General features: G+C 43.8%; 21 protein-coding genes. 16 read left to right on the top strand and 5 right to left on the bottom strand.

Annotated features, from left to right (window positions below):
- Positions 1 to 73: 73 nt before the first annotated feature.
- Together mraY and RQP52_RS07820 are read right to left on the bottom strand one after the other, a co-directional pair.
- A complete protein-coding gene (gene mraY / locus RQP52_RS07825) occupies positions 74 to 1,126 on the bottom strand; it encodes a phospho-N-acetylmuramoyl-pentapeptide-transferase (RefSeq protein WP_315950652.1) in 1,053 nt (350 codons plus the stop codon).
- Positions 1,127 to 1,167: 41 nt separating this feature from the next.
- Positions 1,168 to 1,842: an MBL fold metallo-hydrolase gene (locus RQP52_RS07820; protein ID WP_315951485.1), complete on the bottom strand. Its 675-nt coding sequence runs from the start codon at positions 1,840 to 1,842 to the stop codon at positions 1,168 to 1,170.
- Position 1,843: 1 nt separating this feature from the next.
- Between RQP52_RS07820 and RQP52_RS07815 the strand changes: the two genes are divergently transcribed.
- From RQP52_RS07815 to ytxJ, 4 genes are all read left to right on the top strand, one after another.
- Entirely contained in the window at positions 1,844 to 2,341 is a 498-nt protein-coding gene (locus tag RQP52_RS07815; RefSeq protein WP_315950651.1) for a TetR/AcrR family transcriptional regulator, read from the top strand.
- A gap of 80 nt (positions 2,342 to 2,421) precedes the next feature.
- Positions 2,422 to 2,982, top strand: a complete 561-nt coding sequence (locus RQP52_RS07810; RefSeq protein ID WP_315950649.1) for a TetR/AcrR family transcriptional regulator — start codon at positions 2,422 to 2,424, stop codon at positions 2,980 to 2,982.
- A 171-nt stretch (positions 2,983 to 3,153) separates the two neighbouring features.
- On the top strand, positions 3,154 to 3,633 hold the full coding sequence (locus tag RQP52_RS07805; protein WP_315950648.1) for a DinB family protein: 480 nt from the start codon (positions 3,154 to 3,156) through the stop codon (positions 3,631 to 3,633).
- 33 nt (positions 3,634 to 3,666) lie between these two features.
- A complete protein-coding gene (gene ytxJ, locus RQP52_RS07800; protein ID WP_315950647.1) occupies positions 3,667 to 4,005 on the top strand; it encodes a bacillithiol system redox-active protein YtxJ in 339 nt (112 codons plus the stop codon).
- Positions 4,006 to 4,054: 49 nt separating this feature from the next.
- Here ytxJ and RQP52_RS07795 read toward each other — a convergent pair whose 3' ends face one another.
- Positions 4,055 to 4,456: a VOC family protein gene (locus tag RQP52_RS07795; RefSeq protein WP_315950645.1), complete on the bottom strand. Its 402-nt coding sequence runs from the start codon at positions 4,454 to 4,456 to the stop codon at positions 4,055 to 4,057.
- Positions 4,457 to 4,533: 77 nt separating this feature from the next.
- Entirely contained in the window at positions 4,534 to 5,754 is a 1,221-nt protein-coding gene (locus tag RQP52_RS07790; protein ID WP_315950643.1) for an MFS transporter, read from the bottom strand.
- A gap of 117 nt (positions 5,755 to 5,871) precedes the next feature.
- Here RQP52_RS07790 and RQP52_RS07785 point away from each other — a divergent pair, with 117 nt between their 5' ends.
- The 3 genes from RQP52_RS07785 (at position 5,872) to RQP52_RS07775 (ending at position 8,965) form a co-directional block, all read left to right on the top strand.
- The gene (locus RQP52_RS07785; protein WP_315950641.1) at positions 5,872 to 6,714 is read left to right on the top strand and encodes a metallophosphoesterase; all 843 of its coding nucleotides are present in this window, start codon (positions 5,872 to 5,874) and stop codon (positions 6,712 to 6,714) included.
- 231 nt (positions 6,715 to 6,945) lie between these two features.
- Positions 6,946 to 7,116: a hypothetical protein gene (locus RQP52_RS07780; RefSeq protein WP_315950639.1), complete on the top strand. Its 171-nt coding sequence runs from the start codon at positions 6,946 to 6,948 to the stop codon at positions 7,114 to 7,116.
- A 64-nt stretch (positions 7,117 to 7,180) separates the two neighbouring features.
- On the top strand, positions 7,181 to 8,965 hold the full coding sequence (locus tag RQP52_RS07775) for a copper amine oxidase N-terminal domain-containing protein (RefSeq protein ID WP_315950637.1): 1,785 nt from the start codon (positions 7,181 to 7,183) through the stop codon (positions 8,963 to 8,965).
- A gap of 120 nt (positions 8,966 to 9,085) precedes the next feature.
- On the opposite strand, the gene RQP52_RS07770 is transcribed toward RQP52_RS07775, so the two are convergent.
- Complete coding sequence (locus tag RQP52_RS07770; RefSeq protein ID WP_315950636.1) at positions 9,086 to 9,646, bottom strand: hypothetical protein; 561 nt, start codon at positions 9,644 to 9,646, stop codon at positions 9,086 to 9,088.
- Between the two features lie 201 nt (positions 9,647 to 9,847).
- Between RQP52_RS07770 and RQP52_RS07765 the strand changes: the two genes are divergently transcribed.
- From RQP52_RS07765 to RQP52_RS07725, 9 genes are all read left to right on the top strand, one after another.
- The gene (locus RQP52_RS07765) at positions 9,848 to 12,001 is read left to right on the top strand and encodes a sensor histidine kinase (RefSeq protein WP_315950635.1); all 2,154 of its coding nucleotides are present in this window, start codon (positions 9,848 to 9,850) and stop codon (positions 11,999 to 12,001) included.
- The gene (locus RQP52_RS07760) at positions 11,998 to 12,651 is read left to right on the top strand and encodes a response regulator transcription factor (RefSeq protein ID WP_315950632.1); all 654 of its coding nucleotides are present in this window, start codon (positions 11,998 to 12,000) and stop codon (positions 12,649 to 12,651) included. Before RQP52_RS07765 ends, RQP52_RS07760 begins: the two co-directional genes overlap by 4 nt.
- Positions 12,652 to 13,083: 432 nt before the next feature.
- A complete protein-coding gene (locus tag RQP52_RS07755) occupies positions 13,084 to 13,905 on the top strand; it encodes an SDR family oxidoreductase (protein ID WP_315950630.1) in 822 nt (273 codons plus the stop codon).
- Between the two features lie 211 nt (positions 13,906 to 14,116).
- Positions 14,117 to 14,464, top strand: a complete 348-nt coding sequence (locus RQP52_RS07750) for a YrdB family protein (RefSeq protein ID WP_315950629.1) — start codon at positions 14,117 to 14,119, stop codon at positions 14,462 to 14,464.
- A gap of 284 nt (positions 14,465 to 14,748) precedes the next feature.
- Positions 14,749 to 16,512 (top strand): glycoside hydrolase family 2 protein, encoded by a 1,764-nt coding sequence (locus tag RQP52_RS07745; RefSeq protein ID WP_315950628.1) that lies wholly within the window; start codon positions 14,749 to 14,751, stop codon positions 16,510 to 16,512.
- A 162-nt stretch (positions 16,513 to 16,674) separates the two neighbouring features.
- Positions 16,675 to 17,907, top strand: a complete 1,233-nt coding sequence (locus RQP52_RS07740; protein WP_315950627.1) for a mandelate racemase/muconate lactonizing enzyme family protein — start codon at positions 16,675 to 16,677, stop codon at positions 17,905 to 17,907.
- Between the two features lie 44 nt (positions 17,908 to 17,951).
- Positions 17,952 to 19,334 carry an ABC transporter substrate-binding protein gene (locus RQP52_RS07735; RefSeq protein WP_315950626.1) on the top strand — a complete coding sequence of 461 codons (1,383 nt, stop codon included), beginning with the start codon at positions 17,952 to 17,954 and terminating at the stop codon, positions 19,332 to 19,334.
- A 52-nt stretch (positions 19,335 to 19,386) separates the two neighbouring features.
- Complete coding sequence (locus tag RQP52_RS07730) at positions 19,387 to 21,195, top strand: sensor histidine kinase (RefSeq protein ID WP_315950625.1); 1,809 nt, start codon at positions 19,387 to 19,389, stop codon at positions 21,193 to 21,195.
- Positions 21,192 to 22,790 (top strand): response regulator, encoded by a 1,599-nt coding sequence (locus RQP52_RS07725; protein WP_315950624.1) that lies wholly within the window; start codon positions 21,192 to 21,194, stop codon positions 22,788 to 22,790. Before RQP52_RS07730 ends, RQP52_RS07725 begins: the two co-directional genes overlap by 4 nt.
- The last annotated feature ends 148 nt before the right edge of the window (positions 22,791 to 22,938 follow it).

Below are 22,938 nucleotides of genomic sequence, written 5' to 3'. Positions count from 1 at the left end.
CACTCCTTTCGGTTACTTATTCCGATTATATAAAAACGCTACTGACAACAGTATGTCAGTAGCGTTTAAACATTTATAGTGCATATTTCCAAATAAACCAACAGATAAGAGCAGACATCCAAGAAATGAACCCAAATATCATGACGATCTTATTCTCGCTCCAGCCATATTTCAAACTGAAATGATAATGAATAGGTGCCATTTTAAATAGTCGCAATTTCGTGCGTTTATAGTACCAGACTTGCAAGATGACTGAGAATTGTTCAGCTAGATAAACCGAAAACAGGATTGGAATTAATAACTCTACCTTTTCAATTATTGCTAAGAAGGAGAGGGAGCCTCCAATAGCAAGCGATCCGGTATCCCCCATAAACGCTTTGGCCGGGTAAATATTATAGAAAAATAATCCAAGCAGACAGCTTATCATGACGAGGGAAAATATTTGTACTTCCTGTTTGTTTGAGATTAGAAAAAAGAAAAAATAAGTGGGTATTGCAACATTAATCAATAGCCCGTCTAAACCGTCAGTAAAGTTAATAGCATTTGCAGATCCAACCACAAAAAATGACATGATAATTATGTACGCATAAACGGGCAAGTGCAGTTGGTAACCACTGAACAAAGATATTTCGCTTGTCAGATTAAAGGAACTGAACAAAGTGACCAGTAAAATTCCGGTAAATGCGAATTGAAACACTAATTTTGTCCGTCCCGAAATGCCCGATGGATCTTGCTTCGCTGCCTTTTTGAAGTCATCCATAAACCCGACTGAACTGAATAAGAGAAATGTAACGCTCAAAAAAAGCATCAATGGTGCAGGGTGAAATTGTAAGGAAGTTGCCACACCGATAAGCAAAATGAGGCCAGCCATCAGCGGTGTCCCTTGCTTAGCTTGATGGTCAGGAGGAAGCTGAGAGCGAATGGGTTGAGTAAGCTTCAAGGTTCGAAGCCCCCAAATGAGAAGTGGTGTAAATAACGCTACAAGCAAAAAAGAAAGACCCGATATTCCGAATATCCCCAGCAATCTGAAAGCCCCTTTCCCTTGAAAAATCAGATATGAATCTATACCAACTTTACACAAAGATTCAAAGCCAAAAAAGAGAAGATTAGAATGCTTTTTTTTCATATTTATGTGTATCCGACAATAAGCGGCTGCCTGATTCTTTTCTATATCCTGTCCGTCAAAGCAGCAATCCTCTCTCTGATATTGCCGCGTAATCGCCCACCATGGTAGCAGATGACATTTTCAATGTCATACATCTTGAACTTCTTCAATGATTGAAGCGCAGTTCTCAAATCCGGTGTTAAGGCTTCAACGGGGCCTTTGAGTTCTCCATTTTCGATCACCATAGCATCTCCCGCGACTAACGTCTTACTGGGCAGATGATAGAAACAGACATGCCCAGGTGTATGGCCTGGCGTGTGAATCATTTTGATCCCACCAGCAAATGGCAGTGTTTCTCCGTCTACCTTTATACGATTAACATTTGCACTCGTTGGCTTAACGAAAGCTGCTTTAAAATCGCTTTGCGTCTTCTTTGGAAGTGTAGCCAACAGACCGGCTAGTCTTTCCAGTTGTACTTTTACCATCGGCTGCTTCCCATTTATAACTGCCTGATCCTTTTCATGTGCATAAACTAGAAGCCCCGGAATATCCGCTTTAAAGGTTGGGAGGCCTCCGATATGATCAATATCTTGATGGGTTAAAAGGATGGTGCTTAGTCGTTGTCTAATGCCCGCTCGCTGGATAAGCTCAAGGATTCCCGGGGCAGATCCAGGCATACCAGTGTCAATCAGTATCGACTCCTTTATGTCGAACAAAACAGTCGGACAGATCGTCATCATGATGAAAATGGGGACTAAAGTATTGAATGTACGAAATACACAAACTAAGCAGTCACTAATCAACGCTTTTTTGCAGTTAGTTTCTGAAAAGGATTTCGAAAAAATAAGAATAGCGGATATTTCCCAAAGAGCACAGGTGAATCGTGCTACATTCTATGCGCATTTCAATGATATGTACGAGTTATTGGACTACATGATTGGAGACTCAGCTTCAGCTGCTATAGTGGAATATACATCAGGTACTGTGAAATTCGATCAGGATAATATAAAACAGCTCGTTTCATGTGCATGCTATTTTTATAAACAACCGAAAATAAAATGCCGCAGCAGCTATATTGGTTTGGTCGTACCACTTTATGTGCCTGTTTTTGCAAACATGATAAATGAAGGTGAAATTCAATGGGCTTCTGGCAACGTTTTAATGAATCAAGAGGAAGTAGCGAGGAGAGTCTCTGTACTAGTCATTGGAGGATATCAGGCTATCGAGTTAAGATAGTGAACATGCGAAAGAGGAGTTGAGCTGATAAACAGCTTTTTTTAGTTGACTTTTTACCTACTAGTAAGTAATATACAGATATGAAGAACAGAAAAACACAAATTGTTGACCTGGCGCTGCAGCTTATTCGAGAAAAAGGTTATGTTGCTATCAGTTACGACGATTTATCCAAGCAACTAGGTGTAACTAAGGCAAGCATTCATTATCATTTTGAAAAGAAGGAGGATTTAGGCTTAGCCCTAATGGGGAAGGTGCAAGAGAATTTGGAACAGTTCTTGAAGCTGATTAAGAGCTCTGTAATGACTGTCGAAGAGAAGTTGATGCTATATTTTGAAAGACAGTACGCACCCTTGTCCAGCGACGAAATATGTCCTATTTCTTCTCTACAATCTGATTTTGCATCCTTGCCAGATGTTATACGAGTAAAGGTACAGGAATTAAGTGAATTTGAAATTAAGGTAATAACAACTATTTTAACGGATGAACAAGGAACTAAACCGGCAAACCAATCCAAAGATATTGAAGCTGTAGTCTATACTGTACTGTCATGTTTAAAAGGTGCTTTGCAATATAAGCGAGCATTAGGCAAAGATGTGTTATCGCTCGTTCAGACACAAATTAACCGTCTAGTTAAATCATAAAAGGCGGTTTTATTATCACGTAAAACTTATCTACTAGTAAGTTAAAATTCGAAAGGTGGTGAGGCTCAGCGTCGCAAGTGAGTAAATAAGGAAGGTCATGAAGTAGTGTAATCGAAACTGTGAAAAAATATTACTGTTAATAAAAATGCTAACTTAAGGGAGAGACTATATATGAGAAAAGAATTTGTATTTCACCTTTATAATGTTGAGCATGACAATTTTTTGAAATTGCTAGCTAAATGTCCTGAAGATCAAAGGAAAACCATCCCAGATGGTTTCAACACAAGCCTTTATTGGCATTTAGGCCATGTGCTTCGAGTTACTGAATTTCATGTATTTGCACTTGCCCAACAGCCCACGCTCAAAGTCGTGCCTGATCTCTACTATGACCTGTTCGACTATGGAACAAAGGCAATCGATTGGAGTCAAGATCAACAAAAACAGATGCCTGACTGGGATACAATGATTGAATTATTGAAACAACAACGCGAGCATCTCTATAATTCCACGAAAGACAGATTAGAAGAGTCAGTACCTGAAAACTTTAAAAAGGCTGAAAATTTCGGAGAGCTTGTTCTTACAACCGCGGCACACTTATCTAATCATAACGGCGTTGTAGCGGCAATGCTGCAAGTACTGCAACAAAAGTAATTATTTCTTTTTTATAAGAGGAGATGACTTTCTATGGTTTGGAGAGAAATATCTACACTGGAAGAATGGAATGAATTATTTATGAAATCATCTGAACGCGGACAAGTTATTTTAAAGCATAGTACGACTTGCCCTGTTAGCGCGAATGCGTTAAAGGAATACGAAGAGTATTTAACAAATAATCCGAACCCGGATATCGATTACACACTTGTTAAAGTGATTCAATCCCGTCCGGTATCCAACCAGATCGCTGACGATCTGAGCGTGAAACATGAATCACCGCAAATGATCTATATCAAGGATAAAGCCAAGTACTGGGCTACCTCCCACTGGTCCGTAACGAAAGCACATATGTCGGCCGTACTAGATTAAAAGAGACAAAAAACACCGGTGACCTTAATCAGGTGACCGGTGTTTCCTATTAGCGTTTAGGCATTTTGCTCTCATCCATGTACAACAGGTTCCAGCGGTGACCGTCCAAGTCGGCAAAGCCTGCGCCGTACATCCAACCGTCCGTTTCACTTGGCTTCCCAAAGATACTTCCTCCGGCAAACTCTACTTTTTGAATAAAGGCATCTACTTCTTCTCTGCTGTTAGCGCCAATAGAAAATATGACTTCTGCGTTTTGGGAAGTATCTGCGACTTTTGAACCTGTAAATTGCTCAAAAACTCCATCCGGGAACAGCAATATCGTTGTTTGGCCTACAGAAAGCTTGGCTCTCTCGTTCCCCATACTCACTGCTTGGAATCCAATCTCATTAAAAAAGGCGGTTGACCTCTTAACATCTTTGACCGGCAAGTTAATCCAAATGTCTTGTGACATGGTTATAGCCTCCTGGAATATATTTTCAACTACTCCTACTATACTCTATTTCTGGCAGTAGAAGCGAATTGAAACATTTACGACGGCTCGGATAAAGTCCGCATTTTTCGAAGTGATGGGAATAGAAACATCCAGAGACCAGCGATTGCAATCGTACCGAGACCACCGACGAATACGGCTGGAACTGCTCCAATAAATCCGGCTAAAGTCCCCGACTCAAACTCTCCCAACTGATTAGAAGTACCGATAAAAAGGGAGTTAACGGCATTGACCCGCCCCCGCATTTCATCCGGAGTTTGTAGTTGTACGAGAGATGACCGAATGATGACGCTAATCACATCTGAAGCACCGATGAAGAATAATGCCACAAGGGAAATGAATAAATGGCTCGAAACGGCGAAAAGCATAGTCGCTAATCCAAAGACGGCGAGGGCTGCAAACAGAATGTAGCCAACAGCTTTCTTCAGTGGATAATAGACCAAGACTATCGACATTAACAAAGCACCGATGGCTGGTGAGGTCCTCATTAATCCTAGTCCCCACGGTCCCGTATGTAGAATATCCTGTGAAAATATTGGTAATAAAGCGGTTGCACCACCCAACAGTACAGCAAAAAGGTCAAGTGATATCGTCCCAAGGATGATCGGTTGGCGGTAAACAAACATGATGCCAGAGAAGAGGGAACGTAGAGATACCGGCTCGGATTTGCGCACTATAGGCGTTGAACGGATGAAGAAGGTTAGGACACCCGCGGTTAAAAGGGCTAGCGACGCAGCCGTATAAACGAAAGATGAGCCTGCCCAATAAAGTAATCCCCCCATCGATGGTCCAAGTATCTGCGATAATTGTCCGACCGAGGTGTTCCAGGATATCGCTTGTTGAAGGAATTCCTTTGGTACTAATTGAGGCAATAAAGCCGAGGAGGAAGGACCTTCGAATGCGCGGCAGGCTCCTAGAACGGCTGCCATTAGTAAGATATGATGCTGACCTAACGAATTTGTAAGACTACCTGATAAAAGCAGTAAGGCGATAAGGCCCTCTACGATTTGGCAGAGAAAAACAATATATCGCCGGTCATAGCGGTCTGCGAAATGCCCAACGACCAAGGTCAACAGAACCATGGGGAGAAATTGGGCTAGTCCAACAAGACCGAGACTGAAGGCATCATGGGTCAACTCATACATTTGCCAACCGATTGCTACAGACAGCATCTGAAAGGCAATTGAGGATAACATCCGGGATACCCAATAGTTCTTATAATAGGGAATTTGCTGAATTGAACTGCTTGCTGAGGCCAATTGTATGACACATCCTTTCGACTACTAACTCATAAATTGTATTATATGCCTTACTCAAAAAAGAAGTCTATAACCATATTATTTTGCTTATGGCGTCTCCGAAAGGGTGATTTATTTATGAGAGCAGGGGAAGTCCGCAAGTCTAAGCCCCGTCTGTATTCGTTTCCTGGTCAGGTCCTTTGGCCAAACCACAAAACTACAGCTGCCCAGACCGTCAATTTTTCGATCATTGGTGACTGTCATGTCGGCTATTCGAACAGCCTGAGTATTTTTAAAAGCATACTGCCTAAAGCCGTTCGTCCCGGCAGTACGAGGTTTGTTATTTTTGGCGGAGATAACAAGCATGGGTCGAAAGGCACTCAGGCGGACAGCGATTACCAGGCGTTCAAGGATGCTGTGTCGAGCGCGCTCGGGACCAGCATTCCCTACAAGGCATCCATCGGTAATTGGGAGGACGATACGCGGGAGCAATTCCGGAAATATTTGAATCCGGTGCTTGGGATGACGAATTTTCCAGGAACGGGTAGCAGAGTAAAGTATGTCTGGCTTGATAATGCACCGGGCAAGTTCAGTTATGACAGCATATCCCTACTAAAATCGCTTAGCGCTAACTATTACTACTTGATCGATTGTCACTGGCCGCTACGTGTGAACGGCATTACGGTGGACTCCTCACATGTGCTGAGCGCAGAGGAGACGGGGCATTTCTTCAATGCGATTCCCGCAAGCGTCCGGGATAAAGTGCTCGGCATTTTTACGCATCATGCGCACACGTTCTTTGAAAATACCTCCACCATTTATACGGGATTTACTAAAACGAGATTCTATGTTTGCGGCTGTTCCGGAGCCTACAACTGCCGATGCAACAGTTCTGCATGCGGGAGGGGGTATTACAATGCGTCGCTCACCCTTCAAGGCAACCAGGTTACTCTCTCCAGCGTAACACCCGGCCGAATGTGAGCTTAATAAAGATTCCAAAAAATGAGGCGTTTACTCTACCGAGTGAACGCTTTTTTATTTAGCAGGTTGTAAGACGAGGTTATTAGGTAAGTGATTTATGATTCCCGAAAATCTTCCTAGGTATTTCCCGAATTTATCCCAAACATTTCCCAACTGTGCCTCAAGATAAGTGAATTACACGTGTTGTATGATAAATCCAGCAAGCAAACTCAATAGTTGGAGGTAATAAAGATGATCAATGTGAACAAAGGATTGAAATGGATTTTAGGGGCTGCCATTCTTGCATCAATGGCTGTTCCCGCAACGGTTAGTGCAAAGCCGGAAGCAAAACCAGAGGCAATGAAAACCACAAAACCGGGAGTGATATTGGCAGCCAAACCAGAAGCGAGACCAGAGGCGTAAAGAGCCGTTTACTGGAAGTATTTGAATAAATACAAGTAAATTACAAAGGGAGAGAATTGAATCTATGACATTGAAGTTCAACAAGCGAAAACAAACTTCAGCCATCACATTTTTACTGGCGGGCTGTTTGGGGTTCGGTAGTATCGCCGGTGCTTTTGGAGAGACGCCTCCTGCAGGCGTGCAGATTAAGGAGTTCAGTCTGCTTGATACGTCATCTGATATCGTAGGTGCAGCTGATTTTACACCTGAAGGCAACAAAGATGGTCACTTCAAGCTGCGGCTGAATCTAGCTCAGAATACGGTTATTAATTCCGTCGTATTACGTTCCACGGATGCATATGGCAAGGATAATTACCAAGGGGTATGGAGAACCAACCATGTAACAACGGGGTGGCTGCTCGGCATTATGCAGGATAAAACCGTTACATCGTCAAGCGGTACATCACATGAAAGCATCATCATTAACCCAGGATTTCGTAAGGATATTAAAGAGCCCGTGGGTGAATTCGAAGGAGAGCTTAACTTAGACCTCTACGCCAGCGATAACGGCACGATCAAGGAAACGCAATATTATGTCTTAGAAATCTTGACTCCGCAAGGTACCGTCGTTTCCAAACCGATAAAATATAAAAGTCCAATGACAACAGGGGAGGGTACTAGCTCTTCAAGCCCGACACCGCAACCTGTACCCACACCTCAGACCCCAACCCCAACTCCAACTCCAGCTCCAACTCCAGCTCCAACTCCAGATAGTCCGTTAATTCACGTGCTTTTTAATGGTCAAGAGATTCAGTTTGATCAAGTCAGTACCGTACTGAAAGATGGTTCAACACTCGTTCCATTCCGTAAATTATTTGAAACGCTTGGTTTCGTGGTTCAGTGGAAAGAAACTGAAGGGTCCCAAAAAGCGATCGGAATCAAAGATGGACTTACGATTGAATTGACAATTAACAGTACCACCGCAGTCGTGAATGGAAAAAACGTGAGCTTGGATGTCCCTGCTCAAATCGTGAATGGGAGCACCTTAGTCCCGCTTAGATTTGTAGCGGAAAACAGTGGGTACAAGGTGTCGTACTCCAGAAATGGTAACGAGGCAACAGTTCGGATTGATGAAGCTGATGAGGCTTCAAAGCCACCAACACCAACACCAACTCCGGTGCCTTCCCCTGCTCCAATCCCTGATCCAGTGGTAGAGGTGGCTGAGCCGTATGTCGTTAAAGGGTATGTGCGTGACGCAAAAGGGCAGCCTCTCTCTGATATTGTTGTTTTCGCCGATAACACAATGCTTTACGACAGCAATATTCTTGGGGTTACTGATGAATCAGGACACTATCGGATCGAGCTGCCTCAGGTAGCTACATCATGGCATATGGGTGCTGATGTAACTAAGTCCTTTAACGAAATGGATTACACTTTCCACTTAGACGCTGATAAGGATCTTCCGTTTTCGGGAAGTACTGGAGCCGTCCGCAATTTTACCTGGAGCAAATTTAATGGACTGATTTATATGTATCCGAATTTTACATCATCGGACGATTCGCTGCCGGAGTTTGATATGAGCGATCTGGAAATCACGCTGACACCCGTCGGTCCACTGCTCGATGGTAGTAGCGGTCAAACGATAACGAAACGCGGAGGTCCGGTTTCAAATGGAGCGGGTATTGATCAAATACCAATTGGACGTTACAAGGCTACTGCGAGATGGGTACCAGAAGGGCATGCGCCAATTTCCTTACAGATTAGTGATTCTACCGGCAAATATGCAGCGTCAGTTGAATTCGAATTCGGTCCTCCAATAGGAGTATCTACAACCAATTATCTCGCTGAACTCAACGTTAAGATACCTTAAATCGTGATTCAAACATGCGATTAGGCTGCCGAAGGGCAGTCTTTTTGCATGCAGTACAGTTAAGCCTTCCTAATATGCAAAAAAAACTCTGACCTCACGGCCAGAGTACCTTGCTAGTAATTATGCGGTTAATTCCTTTGTATTCACCTTAGTGTAAAAATTTCCTGTCCATATCATATAGCCCATTCCTACATACACCAAGCCCCAGAAGAACGCAAACCATTTCTCAAGCCCGGGCATACCGAACGATATGAGCATGAGAATAAAAAGGATAACCGTCCAACGTGGAAATACTTTAGCTCTGTAAGTAACAATCATTAGGATAATAGTTCCAAGCAGCATCCCCATGCCGGAGAAAGCACCTGTGATATCAACGAACAGCTGCCCTTTTTTCGCATATTCGCCGTATGCAAACAAACCGTAAAAGTTAGAGGCAACAAGCAAATTACCGATCATGATAAGCAAACTAGAAATAAATCCCAAAACGCCGGTCTCCTTAGATTGTGCCATATATAGTCCGATAGAACTTATTGCCATCAGGATACAAGCGATAAACCCGCAAATTACTTCCGGCGTACTGTCATCTCCCCAGATGAGCGACGATGGTGTCATTCCAATTCGAACAATGCCTGCTATGAAACAAAAAAATCCGAGTGATTTCACAACTTTGTCTACAGTCATTTTGACCAACCTCCAATATTTATTGACTTCCTTGTTACGAATTGTACCAAATGATTGTTCCTGCCAACGAGAGTAACCCCTACCTAGTAAAGACAGGAAGATTTATGGGTAGATCCGGGAAGCAAGCCGCAAGTCATATACAGATTCAGAGGCAACGGTTATAATTTCCATATAGCTTTCATTGGTCATTTAGGAGGAGAGATGAGACTCTTAAGAATGAAACTGAGTAGTCAAATGGAGCGGCTATTGCAGGTGCTTATGGTTGCGATTAGTGCCATTTTTGTTATTTTCTTCATAAGCAGTATTTCAGGCTATTATGAAACGTTGCGCGATCAATGCATCCTGCAGTCATGCGGTCGATCGGCTCCAGTTCCGCCGACAACCTTAGAAGTTCTGAATAAGTACGGTTTAACGGTTGATTCCTATGCAGCGGCTTTGGTCGCGATAGACAGCGGTCTTGCCTTTCTCTTTTATACGGGCGCCGGTATCATACTCTGGAAGAGCAGGCGTGAGATGATGGGCAAGCTTGCTATGCTTGCGCTCGTTGCGTATGGTACTACGTTTCCCTCGCTCGTCTATATTGCATCTGAAGGGAGCAAGGCGCTGCAGAGGTGGCCGGATGCCATCAGTACGATCGGATGGTTAACGTTATTTTTGTTTTTCTTATTATTTCCGAGCGGAAAGTTAACACCATTCTGGACACTCTTCGTTTGGATCCCGTTTAGCTTACTACAGATTGCCAGCTTTCTATTTCCGGATACCGGTATCGATTTGCAACAATGGTCCTCAACTGCGAGGTTTTTGTATTATTTAACTGCCATCGGCAGTATGATTTATTCGCAAATTTATCGATATAGGAAGGTTTCTAATTCTGAGCAGAAGCAGCAGACGAAATGGGTTGTCTATGGCGTTACCATTTCGTTTCTTGGTTTTTTCGGAATAGGTGCCTTTTTTGTTTCAGATGCGGCTTTCAGCCCGATATCTTATATGTATTTAACCATCGCTTTACATATTTTTGTCTCCATTATTCCTTTGACGCTCGCATTTGCCGTCCTTCGTCATCGTTTATGGGATATCGATCCACTCGTCAATCGGACTCTTGTCTACGGCGTATTGTCCCTTGCCATTGTACTCGTCTATTCTGCTTCTGTACTATATTTAAGCAGCGTGTTTCGTACGGAGAAAAGCTATATCATCTCCCTGATCGCCACCTCCATCGTCGCTATTCTCTTCGCTCCGCTTAAACAATGGCTTCAGCGTATCGTGAATCGCTTGATGAAAGGCAGACACGATGATCCGTTTGCAGTGCTTGTCGAGTTGGGAGATAGTCTGATAAAACCGATGGCGCCCGAAAAAGTGCTAGATGCCGTTGCTCGAAGCATTCAAGATGCGCTTCGGCTTCCGCATGTCAGTATCTCAATCGGAATGAACGGTCAAGAGACGATGGCGATATCCGTCGGTGAAAAAAAATACGATTTGCACGTATTTCCTCTTATTCACAGCGGTGAAGAGTTAGGTTCGCTCTGGTTGTCGAGTCGTTCGCCAGGAGAGGCATTCAGCTCGGAAGACAGCAGATTGCTGGATGTTTTGCTTCGTCAAGCCGTGCCAATCGCCAAAAATATAAAAATGACCGCTGGAATGAAACTTTTGGCCAAAGATTTACAGGAATCCCGCGAACGTCTAGTGCTTGCTCGTGAAGAGGAGAGAAGGCAAATCCGTAGAAATCTTCACGACGAGCTTGCTCCGCGTTTGATGTCGCTCGCGTTTAACGCAGCGGCTGCTGAGCAGTATATTCGAAAAAGTCCGGATACGGCGATCGAACTACTGGGAGAGCTAAGGCAGGTCATCCGAACGACCGTTAACGAAATCCGTACAATGGTACACGATTTGCGTCCACCGACGCTGGATGAATTTGGGCTGCTTGGCTCAATTGAGGCACGTATTGACGAGATCTTAAAGACCTCCTCGCAAATGGCAGCTACACGGAATCATGATCCAATTCGTGTGAATCTACACGTGCTGGAAGAGCTTCCAGCTTTACCAGCAGCGGTGGAGGTCGCGGCGTATCGTATTGTAACAGAGTCTTTAGTTAACGTGATAAAGCATGCTGAGGCAAAGGCTTGCGATGTATATATTCGGTTGACGCCGGCGCAAGAGCTGCAAGTCGAAGTTATCGATAACGGGAAGGGCATTCCTATTCCGATAAAGCCATCAGTAAATGGGGGCATTGGATTGACCTCAATTCGCGAGAGAGCGGGAGAGATCGGCGGTCAATGCCTAATTGAAAGAATGGAATCGGGCGGTACGCGCGTCATGGCGCTGCTGCCGTTATTGCGTGGGGAGGAAATAAAGTGAGAATATTGCTCGCAGACGATCATCCGCTATTTCGTGGAGGCGTGCGAAACTTAATCGGAACTACAGAAGATTTGCAAGTCATAGGGGAAGCGTCGAACGGGGAAGAAGCCGTGCAGCTGGCTTTTTCCTTATTACCTGATGTCATTGTTATGGACATTCGGATGCCCGGTATTAACGGGATTGAAGCGACGAGGATGATTAGGGAGAAGCAGCCGGAACAAAAAATACTCATCGTAACGATGCTAAAAGACGACAAGTCCGTTTTTATGGCCATGCAAATGGGAGCACGAGGTTATGTGCTTAAAGATGCCGGGGAGATGGAACTGCTGCAGTCCATTCGAATCGTAGGTGGCGGCGGGGCAGTATTCAGCTCCGATATCGCTTCACGCATGATGCATTATTTTACGATGCCGAAGCAATCACAGCCATTAAATCCGGCACTCTCCGAACTGACGGGCCGAGAGACGGAAGTGCTTGAGCTGATCGCGGACGGTTACTCCAATGGACAAATTGCAACCCGTCTGCATTTGAGTGCGAAAACGGTCGCCAACCATGTTACGAATATTTTAAATAAGCTTCAAGTTCAAGATCGTCATGAAGCCAAAAAGGTGCTGAGGAACTTTCATGATGCATCGGATTTTGAAAGGTAATGTTGTTTGTGTCTCATGCAGCAAGAAAGACTTTGTCATTACGACGGGGTCTTTTTTGCGTTAGCCTAAACGTCGTCTCCTACTTAGAAGGTATTGTGTCCATAACGACGAGTATTTTAAACTAATTTATTAATCATTTTAGACTGTGTAGTCTGTAATTAACGTTTTTCTGATTTCACCACCACTTAAATCAGCTGAATATAAGGGAAGGGCATTAACAAGAATTCCCGGTGTGTGCAACCCACTGTTGGATTGACAACAATAGTGTCATACGTTACTATTAGAATGAACATTCGATCTAAGTAAGAGCGTGCATGGTTGTGAGGCCTACCCATTGCTTTGTCATTTCTAGATTGAATGTTCGATAGAATAGTGCTCATCGAAGACTGAAAAAAATCAGTTGTGCAAATAATATTTGGAGGAGATTTAATCATGAATAAGAAAACTATTTTTATTACTGGAACAAGCTCAGGATTGGGAAAACTAACGGCGATTCATTTTGCGAAGCTTGGCTGGAATGTGGCCGCGACGATGCGTACGCCTGAGAAGGAAACCGAGCTTACAACCTACGATAATATTAAAATCTTCAAGCTTGACGTTACGAATGTGGACCAAGTCAACTCGGCCGTAAACGATGCGATAGCAACCTTCGGGAAAATCGACGTTGTTGTAAACAATGCAGGGATGGGATCGTACGGGGCGTTGGAATTAGCCGAAGAGAGTACCATCGATTGGCAATTTGCGGTGAATGTCCGCGGCCCGATTAACGTCATTCGTAAATTCTTGCCTCATTTCAGAGCGGTAGGCGGCGGGATGTTTATTAATATTAGTTCTTTCATGGGTGTAACCACGGCAGTACCGCTAGGTTCCCTGTACAACATGTCCAAGTTTGCTTTGGAAGGTTTGACGGAAGGTCTTTATTACGAGCTCAAACAGCTGAACATCGAACTTCGTCTTATTGAGCAAGGCGGTTCCAAGGGTAATAATTTCGTGCATAGCGTCATCTGGAATAAAAACGAGAACATTGATGCTTATAATGATTTAGAAAATAAAGTAAGCCATATGATGGCAAATTCCCCTGAAGATCAACTGGATGATCCACAAACGATTGTTGATGCTATTGCTGCTCAAGCAACCGGTGAAAGCAATCAATTCCGTACGATCGTTGGTGAGGCAGGAAAAGGCTTGATGGCCCTTCGTAACTCGGTTCCAATCGAGCAATATCTGGAGACGATTGCGTCGAACTATAAATGAGTCGAAGCTTAAATATTAGTTAAAACAGTAAGGATCTTGTCAAAGTCTATTTGACAAGATCCTTATTTTAATTTTGAGAGATTACAGGAGCTCTCTTTTTTCCTCAACGCATGGGAATTTATGGATTATATGATCTTGAAATGATAATTTTAAAATAAACTTTAATAAACGAAACAGCAGTTATATTCATTTATAAAGGAGAGTAATATCCATGTTTGTTTCATTCAATCTAGTTATCCGGTTCTTACTTGAACTGTTTCTTCTCGGTTCTTTGGGTGTCTGGGGGTATCATCTTGGTGGTGGAACTTTTGCGAGATTCATCCTTATGCTGTTGCTTCCATTAGCAGCCGCAATCATATGGGGACTATTTATTTCTCCAAAAGCCAGGTTCTCTCTACCAATATCCTTAATCGTTTTCATCGAGTTTTTGCTTGTCGGAGCAGCAGCTTACGGATTAATTTGGTCAGAGCATCTTCTTACCGCCGTAATCTACGCAGTGACTCATATCGGAAATCGGGTTCTGCTGAGCATTTTCTTGCACAAGAAGAAGGATGGGTAACGATGATTATGACTCAAAAAGAAATGCTGTTCATCGTGCAATCACAACTCTGATTGGCGGTGCAATTTTGAAGGACTTGAACAGTCATTGTAAATGAATTTCTTCAACGCTTGTTCAATATAACAGCAATAACCATATGTTCGACTCTTTTATCCGTAACTTGTTAATTAACTAATAAACTTGTTGTTGACAATATGCCAGCAATTTATCATAATGACACCAATAGTTCTTTTATTTATTATTTAGTTAATTATTAAGTTAATTAAAAGGAGAGTAACCAGAACATGACCAGCACGCATAAGTATGTTAAAAATTATCCGCGGCCAATATGGGTCCGCGACGAATGGCAATTGTTGAATGGAGAGTGGAGCTTCCGCTTTGATGATTCGTTCGAAGGAGAACGGAATAACTGGAACAGTGATCTCAACTCAGATCGGACCATTCAAGTTCCTTTTACATACGAAACTAAAGCAAGCGGAATCGGTGAGGAGAAGTTCCATCCATGCGTATGGTACGAACGGATCGTGTCTATTCCGGAAGAGACGAAAGATAAGCGCATCATGCTTCATTTTCAAGCTGTCGACTATTTAGCTAAGCTCTGGGTGAATGGCGTTTATATCGGCTCGCATGAGGGTGGATATTCCGCATTTACTTTTGATATTACGGATGCTGTGGAGGCAGGCGGTAATAACCGCATTTCCGTCCGGGTTGAGGATGGAAACAGTACGATGCAGCCGCGCGGCAAGCAGCGTTGGACCGACAAGAACTATGGCTGCTGGTATGTGCAGACGACAGGGATCTGGCAGTCCGTATGGCTGGAATATGTCGATGCTTACTATGTAAGCCATGCGAAGATCACACCGAAGCTGGAGGAAGCGTCCGTTTCGTTCGAATATGAGCTGGGAAGCACCGTTCGATCTTTCGAAGGAGTCACGCTGCAGACAATAGTCCGATACGATGGCAAGCTGATTCGCTCGACCGAAACGAATGTAGATAGGAAGTTTGTGAAGGTGGATTTAAGCGTCATGAACGATGTAGGTGAATGGAAAGTCTACGCTTGGCATCCTAATCATCCGAATCTGTATGATGTGGAAGTTGTTCTAAAGAAGGACGGGCAGCCGGTCGATACGGTCTACACCTATTTCGGCATGCGCCGCATTCAGATTAAGGGCATTCGGGTACTACTTAATAATCATCCATATTATCAACGTCTGTTGCTCGATCAAGGGTATTGGGAAGATACTCATCTTACACCGCCATCCGAAGAAGCTCTGATTGAAGATATCGAGAATACATTGGCCCTCGGATTTAACGGTGTTCGTAAGCATCAGAAGCTGGAAGATTCTAGGTTCTTGTACTGGGCCGACCGCAAAGGACTCTTGGTATGGTCGGAATTCGGATCCACGTATGAGTTCGGAGATGATGCGGTACATCGGTTCACGAAGGAATGGATTGAAGTTGTGCGCCAGCATTATAATCATCCGAGCATTGTCACATGGGTTCCGTTCAATGAATCGTGGGGAGTTTCGAGCATCTCTACGGACCGTAAGCAGCAGCAGTTCACTGAATCGATTTATCATTTGACTAAATCATATGACCAAATGCGGCCTGTCATTGTGAATGACGGTTGGGAGCACACCGTATCGGATATTATAACGCTGCATGATTACGAGGAGCTAGGAGCAGTATTCGAAGCTCGGTATAAGGATCAAGAAGTGCTGCTAAGCAATAAAGTTCCGCATGACAAACATCGATATCCTTTTGCTAACGGTTATAGCTATAAGGGGCAGCCGGTGATTATCAGTGAATATGGCGGCATCGCGTTCAAGAGCGAGGAAGGTTGGGGTTACGGCAACCAAGTCAAAAATGAAGAAGAGTTTTTGGCACGTTATGAAAGTATTACCCAGGCTATCAAAAACTTGGATTATGTTAGCGGCTTCTGCTATACGCAGCTGACCGATGTGCAGCAAGAAGTGAATGGGTTATTAACCATTCAGCGTGAACCGAAGATTGAGATAGAGAAAATCAAAAAAATCAACTTGAAATAGAAGTTGTAATATCCTGAAGAAGCACTGCTACGGTTTGTTGGCAGGCTTCTTTTTTTATTTCCTAAGGATGATTCCAATTAACTATTGACAATACAGTTCAATTTGATAAACTTGGTTCAAAATGACGAACAAAATTTTAGGGATAAACGGAGGCGCTTTCCTATGACATTGGATGCTGAAACGACCATTCAGGAAGTCAGAATCATCGAAATAGCCGATCATAACCTGCAAAATGAGCAAAGGTACGTGGAAATTGTTTGCTATGGAGGATTAACGGGGCATGCTGGACCGTTGGACGGGCAATATCAATTTCTTGCCGTCAAAAATCGGCTTCATGTGTTTAACAAGTTTCTTGCCAAACGTCATATTTTTGATCCCGAAATTGAGTTTGCTGCCCTGTGGGATGCTGTCTATCCGGAACATTCGCTGTCATCGTACGAGCAAGGGAAAGATCCGTTAAGCGGCGACAATAGTTGGCGTTCGCACCGTACGTCCAGACATTCCGCAACAGGGGAAATCATTACGGCTTTCAGCGCAATCGATATTGCCATATGGGATTTGCGGGGCAAGGCGAGCGGCAAACCTGTGCATCAGCTACTGCTGGGCGGACGCACCGAGCTTGAGGCTTACGTCAGTTGCATGGGCAGTAAGACACCACAAGAAGCGGTGGAGAAGGCGACCACTTGGTATGACAAAGGTTTCAAGCGTCATAAATGCTTCCTTCCGCACAGACCGGTAGAAGCTGCAGGAGTTAAGAACAATCTTCATATCATGGAAGCGCTTCACCAATCGTTGCCGAAGGACGCGCAGGTGATGTATGACTTAAGCCGGTTAAGCGATCAGCTGGACGATCCATCCACCAGGACCCTAAGGTTGTCTTGGGTTAACGAAATGGTCAAGGAAATGCTGAACTACCAGCCGGTTTGGATCGAAGAGCCAGTGTCGCCAGATGACTTTGAAGGATACATGAGGATCAAACAAGCGAATCCATCGGCGGTACTGGCGGGCGGGGAGCATCTTTATACCCGTTGGAGCTTGAAGCCATATCTGAATAAAGGACTGCTGGATTATGTTCAATGTGATCCGGAATGGTGCGGCGGCATCTCCGAAGCGATCGCGATCTGCAAGATGGTTGAAACTTCTTACCCTAATGTTCGTGTAGTTCCGCACGGTCATATGGTTTTGGCAGCATCGCAAATTATCGCAGCGCAGTCCGAGATCTTATCTCCGTTTACCGAATATTTATATCAGGTCATTCCCGATCGAAACCGTTATTTTACCTATTCCCCGGAGCCGGTAAACGGGATTTTGACCGTGCCGCAAGACCCTGGAGTGGGGCCGGCGCTTGACGATTCCAAATATCAAATCATTCGAATGTATAAGGATGAAGAATAGTCGTACGTACCATTTTTTTTCAAAGTGGAAGGGAGTTTATGACCATGAACCTTAGACCAGTCATGATGCTGGCAGCAAGTGTTCTGACAATGTTCCTTCTCGTAACCGCATGTTCCTCTGACGAGCAGCTGGCTGATAAGCAAGAAACGACGGCTGCTCGTCATAAGGTTAAAATTGATATTTGGCACTGGACAGCAGAGCCGGGAATGAAACCGGCGTTCGAAGCGTTTAATAAGTCGCAGGCCAATATTGAAGCTATCTTCCATCAGTTTCCCAGCACCTCGAACATTCCATCCCAAATTAATTCTTTTCTGATTTCCGGCGAATCCATTGATGTCACGGCACAGTTTAGTCCGGATGACCTTAGGGAGAGGGTGAAAAATAATTTATATTTGCCTCTCGATGATTTTCTGGAAGAAAACCATATCGATTATGAACAGACCTTCGGCAAAGCTATAAACGATTTAACCAAAATCAATGGGCATTATTACAGTGTTCCTTATGGGGTTAATAAATTTGCCGTGTTTTATAATAAACAATTGTTCGATGAAGCGCATGTCCCTTACCCTAAAGCGGATTGGACGTGGGAGGATTTTATGAAAACTGCCAAGCTTCTGACGAAAGGAGAGGGTCCGGATAAAATATATGGCTCCGTCATCTATCCGCTGGACACAAACATCGGCTGGAGTACGTTAGCCATTCAGACACTTGGCTTAAACGGCATGTATAAGAACGATCACGAAACGAATTTTGATCATCCCAGCTACAAACAAAGCCTTCAGTTATTTATCGATATGCAGAATAGAGATCAATCCATTATGCCACTCACCGAATTTCCTGGGCAAAAGCTTGACATAGGGACGAATCGGACGAGTTTGTTCTTCAAAGGGAAATTCGCGATGTTTATTGAGCCTATTTATAATATTTGGAGAAGTCGTCTTCCGGAATATAGACATGATTTCCAAATGGGAGTAGTGCAGATGCCAAGAATTGACGCTAATGCTCCTACAGTTTCCCCGATCACCTTTAGTGACATGAGTATTCCGAGAAATAGCAAACATCCGAAGGAGGCGTTTGAGTTCATTCAATTTTACTGTTTGACGCGTCCCGATGAAACGGTGGCTCCGAAAGGAATGATGCCTGCGGCTGCACTCTCTGACCCCCAAGTCATCCAATCGGTCAATCAGTTGATTTACAGTGCGCCCGGGGTTGATGAGCGAGAAGCCAAGCAAGTGTTCGAAGATCCGAATACGCGATATGTGACTCCGGAGACAACCATTACGGTCGCCAAGAAAGAAATATTGCAGGTGGTCAGCGAAGATGTCACCAAGGCATTCCTCGGAGAATGGAGTGTAGATGAGGCATTAAAGGATATGAAACAGAGATCCGACGCATGGATTGCTTCCAAAAATCAGCAGCAAAATTAGCATTTTATGAATGCGCTCTCAGACCTTGCTGCGCAGAAATCCGGTGATTGGCATGAAATTAATCGATTGGCTAGGGATAAAAAGCAGCATCCATCGTAAAATTTTTATCTCGTTTATGTTAGTTATGTTATTACCGACAACCTTAATTAGCGTAAGCACCTATTATTTCTCCATTGACTTGCTGAAGCGCAAAGTCAGTGAGTCTTTTCTGGATAATCTTGCTTACAACAAGAACATCATCGGTATGGAGTTTAAGCAATTCGAACAAATCGCTGATTATATTCTCTATAATTCGGATATTCAGAAGGTGCTTTCTCCAAGTTTCAAATCGCCTTCCATACAAGGGTATTATGATCTGCAAAGCGCGCAGCAATCGCTTAATAATTTTACTATGCAAGCATTTGCTGTTTCCAATGTGGCTTCCATCCAGATTTTTGGGGACAACGGCATCATTCTTTTTACCGGAGCTTCAAGCGATATTTATCCGGACGACAAGAAGTTCAAGGAAAAGCTCTGGTATCGGCAAGCGGTTCAGACGGATCAGCCCCAGTTTAGATTCGGTACGTTGAACGAAGAGTCAGACGGATCAACTGGATCAGGGAATACGTACAGTCCTTCCATGATCAAGACCTTTCGCAATAGCGCCACATTAGAGAAACTTGGAGTCATTTACATTAAAATCAGAAGAGATTTGTTCGACAGCTTGTTTGAAGACAGCAATATGAAGAAAGCCGGGAAGTTTGTGGTCCTCGATGATAACGGGCAAATCGTTTACCATCCCGATAAAAGCATGCTGCTGAAGCTATTTCCAAGCGTGGATAAATTGAGAGAGCAGCAGGGAGACCACGGTTCGTTTATTACCAAGGACGGGCAGCTAATGGTGTATTACCACATTGAACGCTACGGTTGGTGGTTAACGGACAGCATTCCTCTCAGCGAGCTTCTGAAAGATAATAAAATTATTTTTAATATTACGATTGGCATTGTATTGATTTGTTTCCTATTATCAGGAATTATTTGGTATTTTGTAGCGTCCGGTATCGTCCACCCGATCAAGAAGCTGGCATATGTCATGCGAAGCGTGAAAGAAGACGGATTGGCCGTTAAATCCGAATATACGGGCAAGGATGAAATTGGCCTCTTAAGCTCGAGTTTTAACTATATGATCGAGAAAATTCAAGAGCTGATCTCCAGGATGGTTGAGGAGCAAGCAAAGAAAAAGGATATGGAGTACCAGTCGCTGCAAGCTCAAATTAATCCCCATTTTCTATATAACACGCTTAATTCCATCCGCTGGATGGCGATGATTCAAAAGGCGGACAACATTAAAGAAATGGTGGAGGCACTCGGCCGACTGCTCGCGAACAGCACCAGCAAAAGCGGGGCCATGATTACGATAGAAGAGGAACTGGCTATCGTCAAGGATTACATCAAAATCCAAGAGGTCAAATACTCGGACAAATTTCAAGTTGATTTTGACATCGATCCTAAGCTGCTTCAGGTCAAATGCGTGAAGTTCATTTTACAGCCGTTTATAGAGAACGCGATTTTCCATGGGATTGAGCCTAAAAGCGGTACCGGCTGTATTCGTATTCGGTTGAAGCTGACTGGGAATGTGGCGGTCATAACCGTTTTTGACGACGGGGTAGGGATGGATGTAGAGCAAATCATGTGTGAGGGACATGACAAGGGTAACGGTAGACGCTTCAATGGGATAGGAATTAAGAACGTTGACGAACGGCTGAGGTTGACATATGGGGATGTTTACGGCGTCACCATTCAAAGTGTAAAAGGGCAATTTACGTCTGTAACGATTCGATTTCCTGTGGATGCAGATTTCGAGGCAGGAGGACTCCTATGATCAGTGTAATGATTGCAGATGACGAAACGTTGGCCAGAGTTGGATTGAAAACGATGATTCCCTGGGAGAAATACGGGTTTAATTTAGTGGCAGAGGCGGAGAATGGCAAAGTAGCCATGGAATTAGCCCTGCAATTAAAGCCGGATATTATCATCACCGATATCAAGATGCCGCTAATAAACGGAGTGGAGCTTATTTCCGCTTTACGTGAGCAGTTGAAGGATACGAAATTTATCGTATTAAGCTCCTACGGCGACTTCGATTATGTAAAAGAAGCGATGCTGATCGGTGCCGAGGACTACATATTGAAGCTGGAAATGGAACCGGAGCCGTTTGCCGAACTGCTGAACAAAGTCAAAGGGAAGATTGAAGCCGAACGAAGCAGGCATAAGGAAGAGCGCGCAGACGAATGGAACAAAAGGCGAAATTTACCTGCGTTGCGGGAAAAATTGTTCCAAAACCTGCTGTTCAGCTACTATCTCAATGAAGATGAAGTTCAAGTGCAATTCAATTATCTGGATATCAAGCTGCATCCTGAGAATCTGGTATGTTTGTTAGTTCGAGTGGAGAACAGGGAGTTATATGAAAAATACGGAGTAGACGACAGGTATGTGCTAACCTATGGCGTCACGAATATGATTGAAGAAGTTTTGCAAAATTATCCTCCTGCTTACGTCACCTCAACCAATTCCATGGAGTTTGCCATTATTCATTCTATCAAGGCCGGTTCAGAGTCTGAAACGAAATATGCTGCCGAGAAATTAGCCGTTCATGTAGAGAGCGCATTAAAAACATGTTTTAACTTCAAATGCCGAATCGGGATCAGCGGGTCATGCAGCCGACTTCGAAAGCTGAAGTCGGCTTATCGCCAGGCAAGTGCAGCGCTTGATCAAGGCTTTTCGGAGCTGAAGCGCACCATTCATCATTATCAGCGGCAGTTAGATGCCGGCCATACGGTTAGCTTTGAAGAGGAGTTTAAACAAATCGAGAAGGCCTTTCACGTGCTCGATGGGGAGATGCTTACGGAAGCATTCGACCAATTTGTGAGGAAAATCGATGACAGCCGCTTTAACAAATCGGAGGAGTCGCTGCGTGGCAGCTGCTGGACACTGACTTTTATGGTGACGGTTTGGGAGAAGGAATTCACGGGTGAAGATTCGGATAGGACCGCACCTTTGGCAAGCTTAGAGCAGTTTCGTACACTGGATGATTATCGAAACTGGATTCTGGAGCTAAAAGACAAGGTAATTTCGCTGCTGCATCATATCGACGACGGGAAAAATATCGTAGCCCGCGCCAAGAAATATATGTTGAAGCATTACGATCAGGATATCTCCTTAAAGTCAGTTTCTCAGCATCATAACATTTCCCCGAATTACTTGAGCTCTCTGTTCAAAAGAACAACGAATGAAAACTTTATTGATTTTCTCATTCACGTCCGGATTGAGCAAGCTCAGCATTTGCTTAAAAACAGCAGCAGTAAGATTTATGAAATCGGCATGAAAGTCGGCTATCCGGATGCCTATTATTTCAGTAAAATTTTCAAAAAAGTGACCGGTTTAACGCCTCAAGAATATAGAAATTTTCAGAAGTGAAACAGCCCCATGCGGGTTGTTTTTTTATAATGAATGCAGCTCATGCGTTAAATAAAACAACGGATCGTGAATAAAGACAATGCTCGAAATTTACATAGTTAGTACCTTCGGATTCAGCTTAACTGGATGGCTTAATTTGTAATATAAA

Source organism: Paenibacillus violae, from assembly GCF_032461945.1.
Lineage (GTDB): Bacteria > Bacillota > Bacilli > Paenibacillales > NBRC-103111 > Paenibacillus_E > Paenibacillus_E violae.
Note: the sequence above shows the minus strand (reverse complement) of the source record. Positions and strands in the feature narration are given on the sequence as shown.

Coding starts and splice junctions, on each gene's coding strand:
- mraY (WP_315950652.1), bottom strand. CDS start 1,126: ATGAAAAAAAAGCATTCTAATCTTCTCTTTTTTGGCTTTGAATCTTTG.
- RQP52_RS07820 (WP_315951485.1), bottom strand. CDS start 1,842: ATGACGATCTGTCCGACTGTTTTGTTCGACATAAAGGAGTCGATACTG.
- RQP52_RS07815 (WP_315950651.1), top strand. CDS start 1,844: ATGATGAAAATGGGGACTAAAGTATTGAATGTACGAAATACACAAACT.
- RQP52_RS07810 (WP_315950649.1), top strand. CDS start 2,422: ATGAAGAACAGAAAAACACAAATTGTTGACCTGGCGCTGCAGCTTATT.
- RQP52_RS07805 (WP_315950648.1), top strand. CDS start 3,154: ATGAGAAAAGAATTTGTATTTCACCTTTATAATGTTGAGCATGACAAT.
- ytxJ (WP_315950647.1), top strand. CDS start 3,667: ATGGTTTGGAGAGAAATATCTACACTGGAAGAATGGAATGAATTATTT.
- RQP52_RS07795 (WP_315950645.1), bottom strand. CDS start 4,456: ATGTCACAAGACATTTGGATTAACTTGCCGGTCAAAGATGTTAAGAGG.
- RQP52_RS07785 (WP_315950641.1), top strand. CDS start 5,872: ATGAGAGCAGGGGAAGTCCGCAAGTCTAAGCCCCGTCTGTATTCGTTT.
- RQP52_RS07780 (WP_315950639.1), top strand. CDS start 6,946: ATGATCAATGTGAACAAAGGATTGAAATGGATTTTAGGGGCTGCCATT.
- RQP52_RS07775 (WP_315950637.1), top strand. CDS start 7,181: ATGACATTGAAGTTCAACAAGCGAAAACAAACTTCAGCCATCACATTT.
- RQP52_RS07770 (WP_315950636.1), bottom strand. CDS start 9,646: ATGACTGTAGACAAAGTTGTGAAATCACTCGGATTTTTTTGTTTCATA.
- RQP52_RS07765 (WP_315950635.1), top strand. CDS start 9,848: ATGAGACTCTTAAGAATGAAACTGAGTAGTCAAATGGAGCGGCTATTG.
- RQP52_RS07755 (WP_315950630.1), top strand. CDS start 13,084: ATGAATAAGAAAACTATTTTTATTACTGGAACAAGCTCAGGATTGGGA.
- RQP52_RS07750 (WP_315950629.1), top strand. CDS start 14,117: ATGTTTGTTTCATTCAATCTAGTTATCCGGTTCTTACTTGAACTGTTT.
- RQP52_RS07745 (WP_315950628.1), top strand. CDS start 14,749: ATGACCAGCACGCATAAGTATGTTAAAAATTATCCGCGGCCAATATGG.
- RQP52_RS07740 (WP_315950627.1), top strand. CDS start 16,675: ATGACATTGGATGCTGAAACGACCATTCAGGAAGTCAGAATCATCGAA.
- RQP52_RS07735 (WP_315950626.1), top strand. CDS start 17,952: ATGAACCTTAGACCAGTCATGATGCTGGCAGCAAGTGTTCTGACAATG.
- RQP52_RS07730 (WP_315950625.1), top strand. CDS start 19,387: ATGAAATTAATCGATTGGCTAGGGATAAAAAGCAGCATCCATCGTAAA.
- RQP52_RS07725 (WP_315950624.1), top strand. CDS start 21,192: ATGATCAGTGTAATGATTGCAGATGACGAAACGTTGGCCAGAGTTGGA.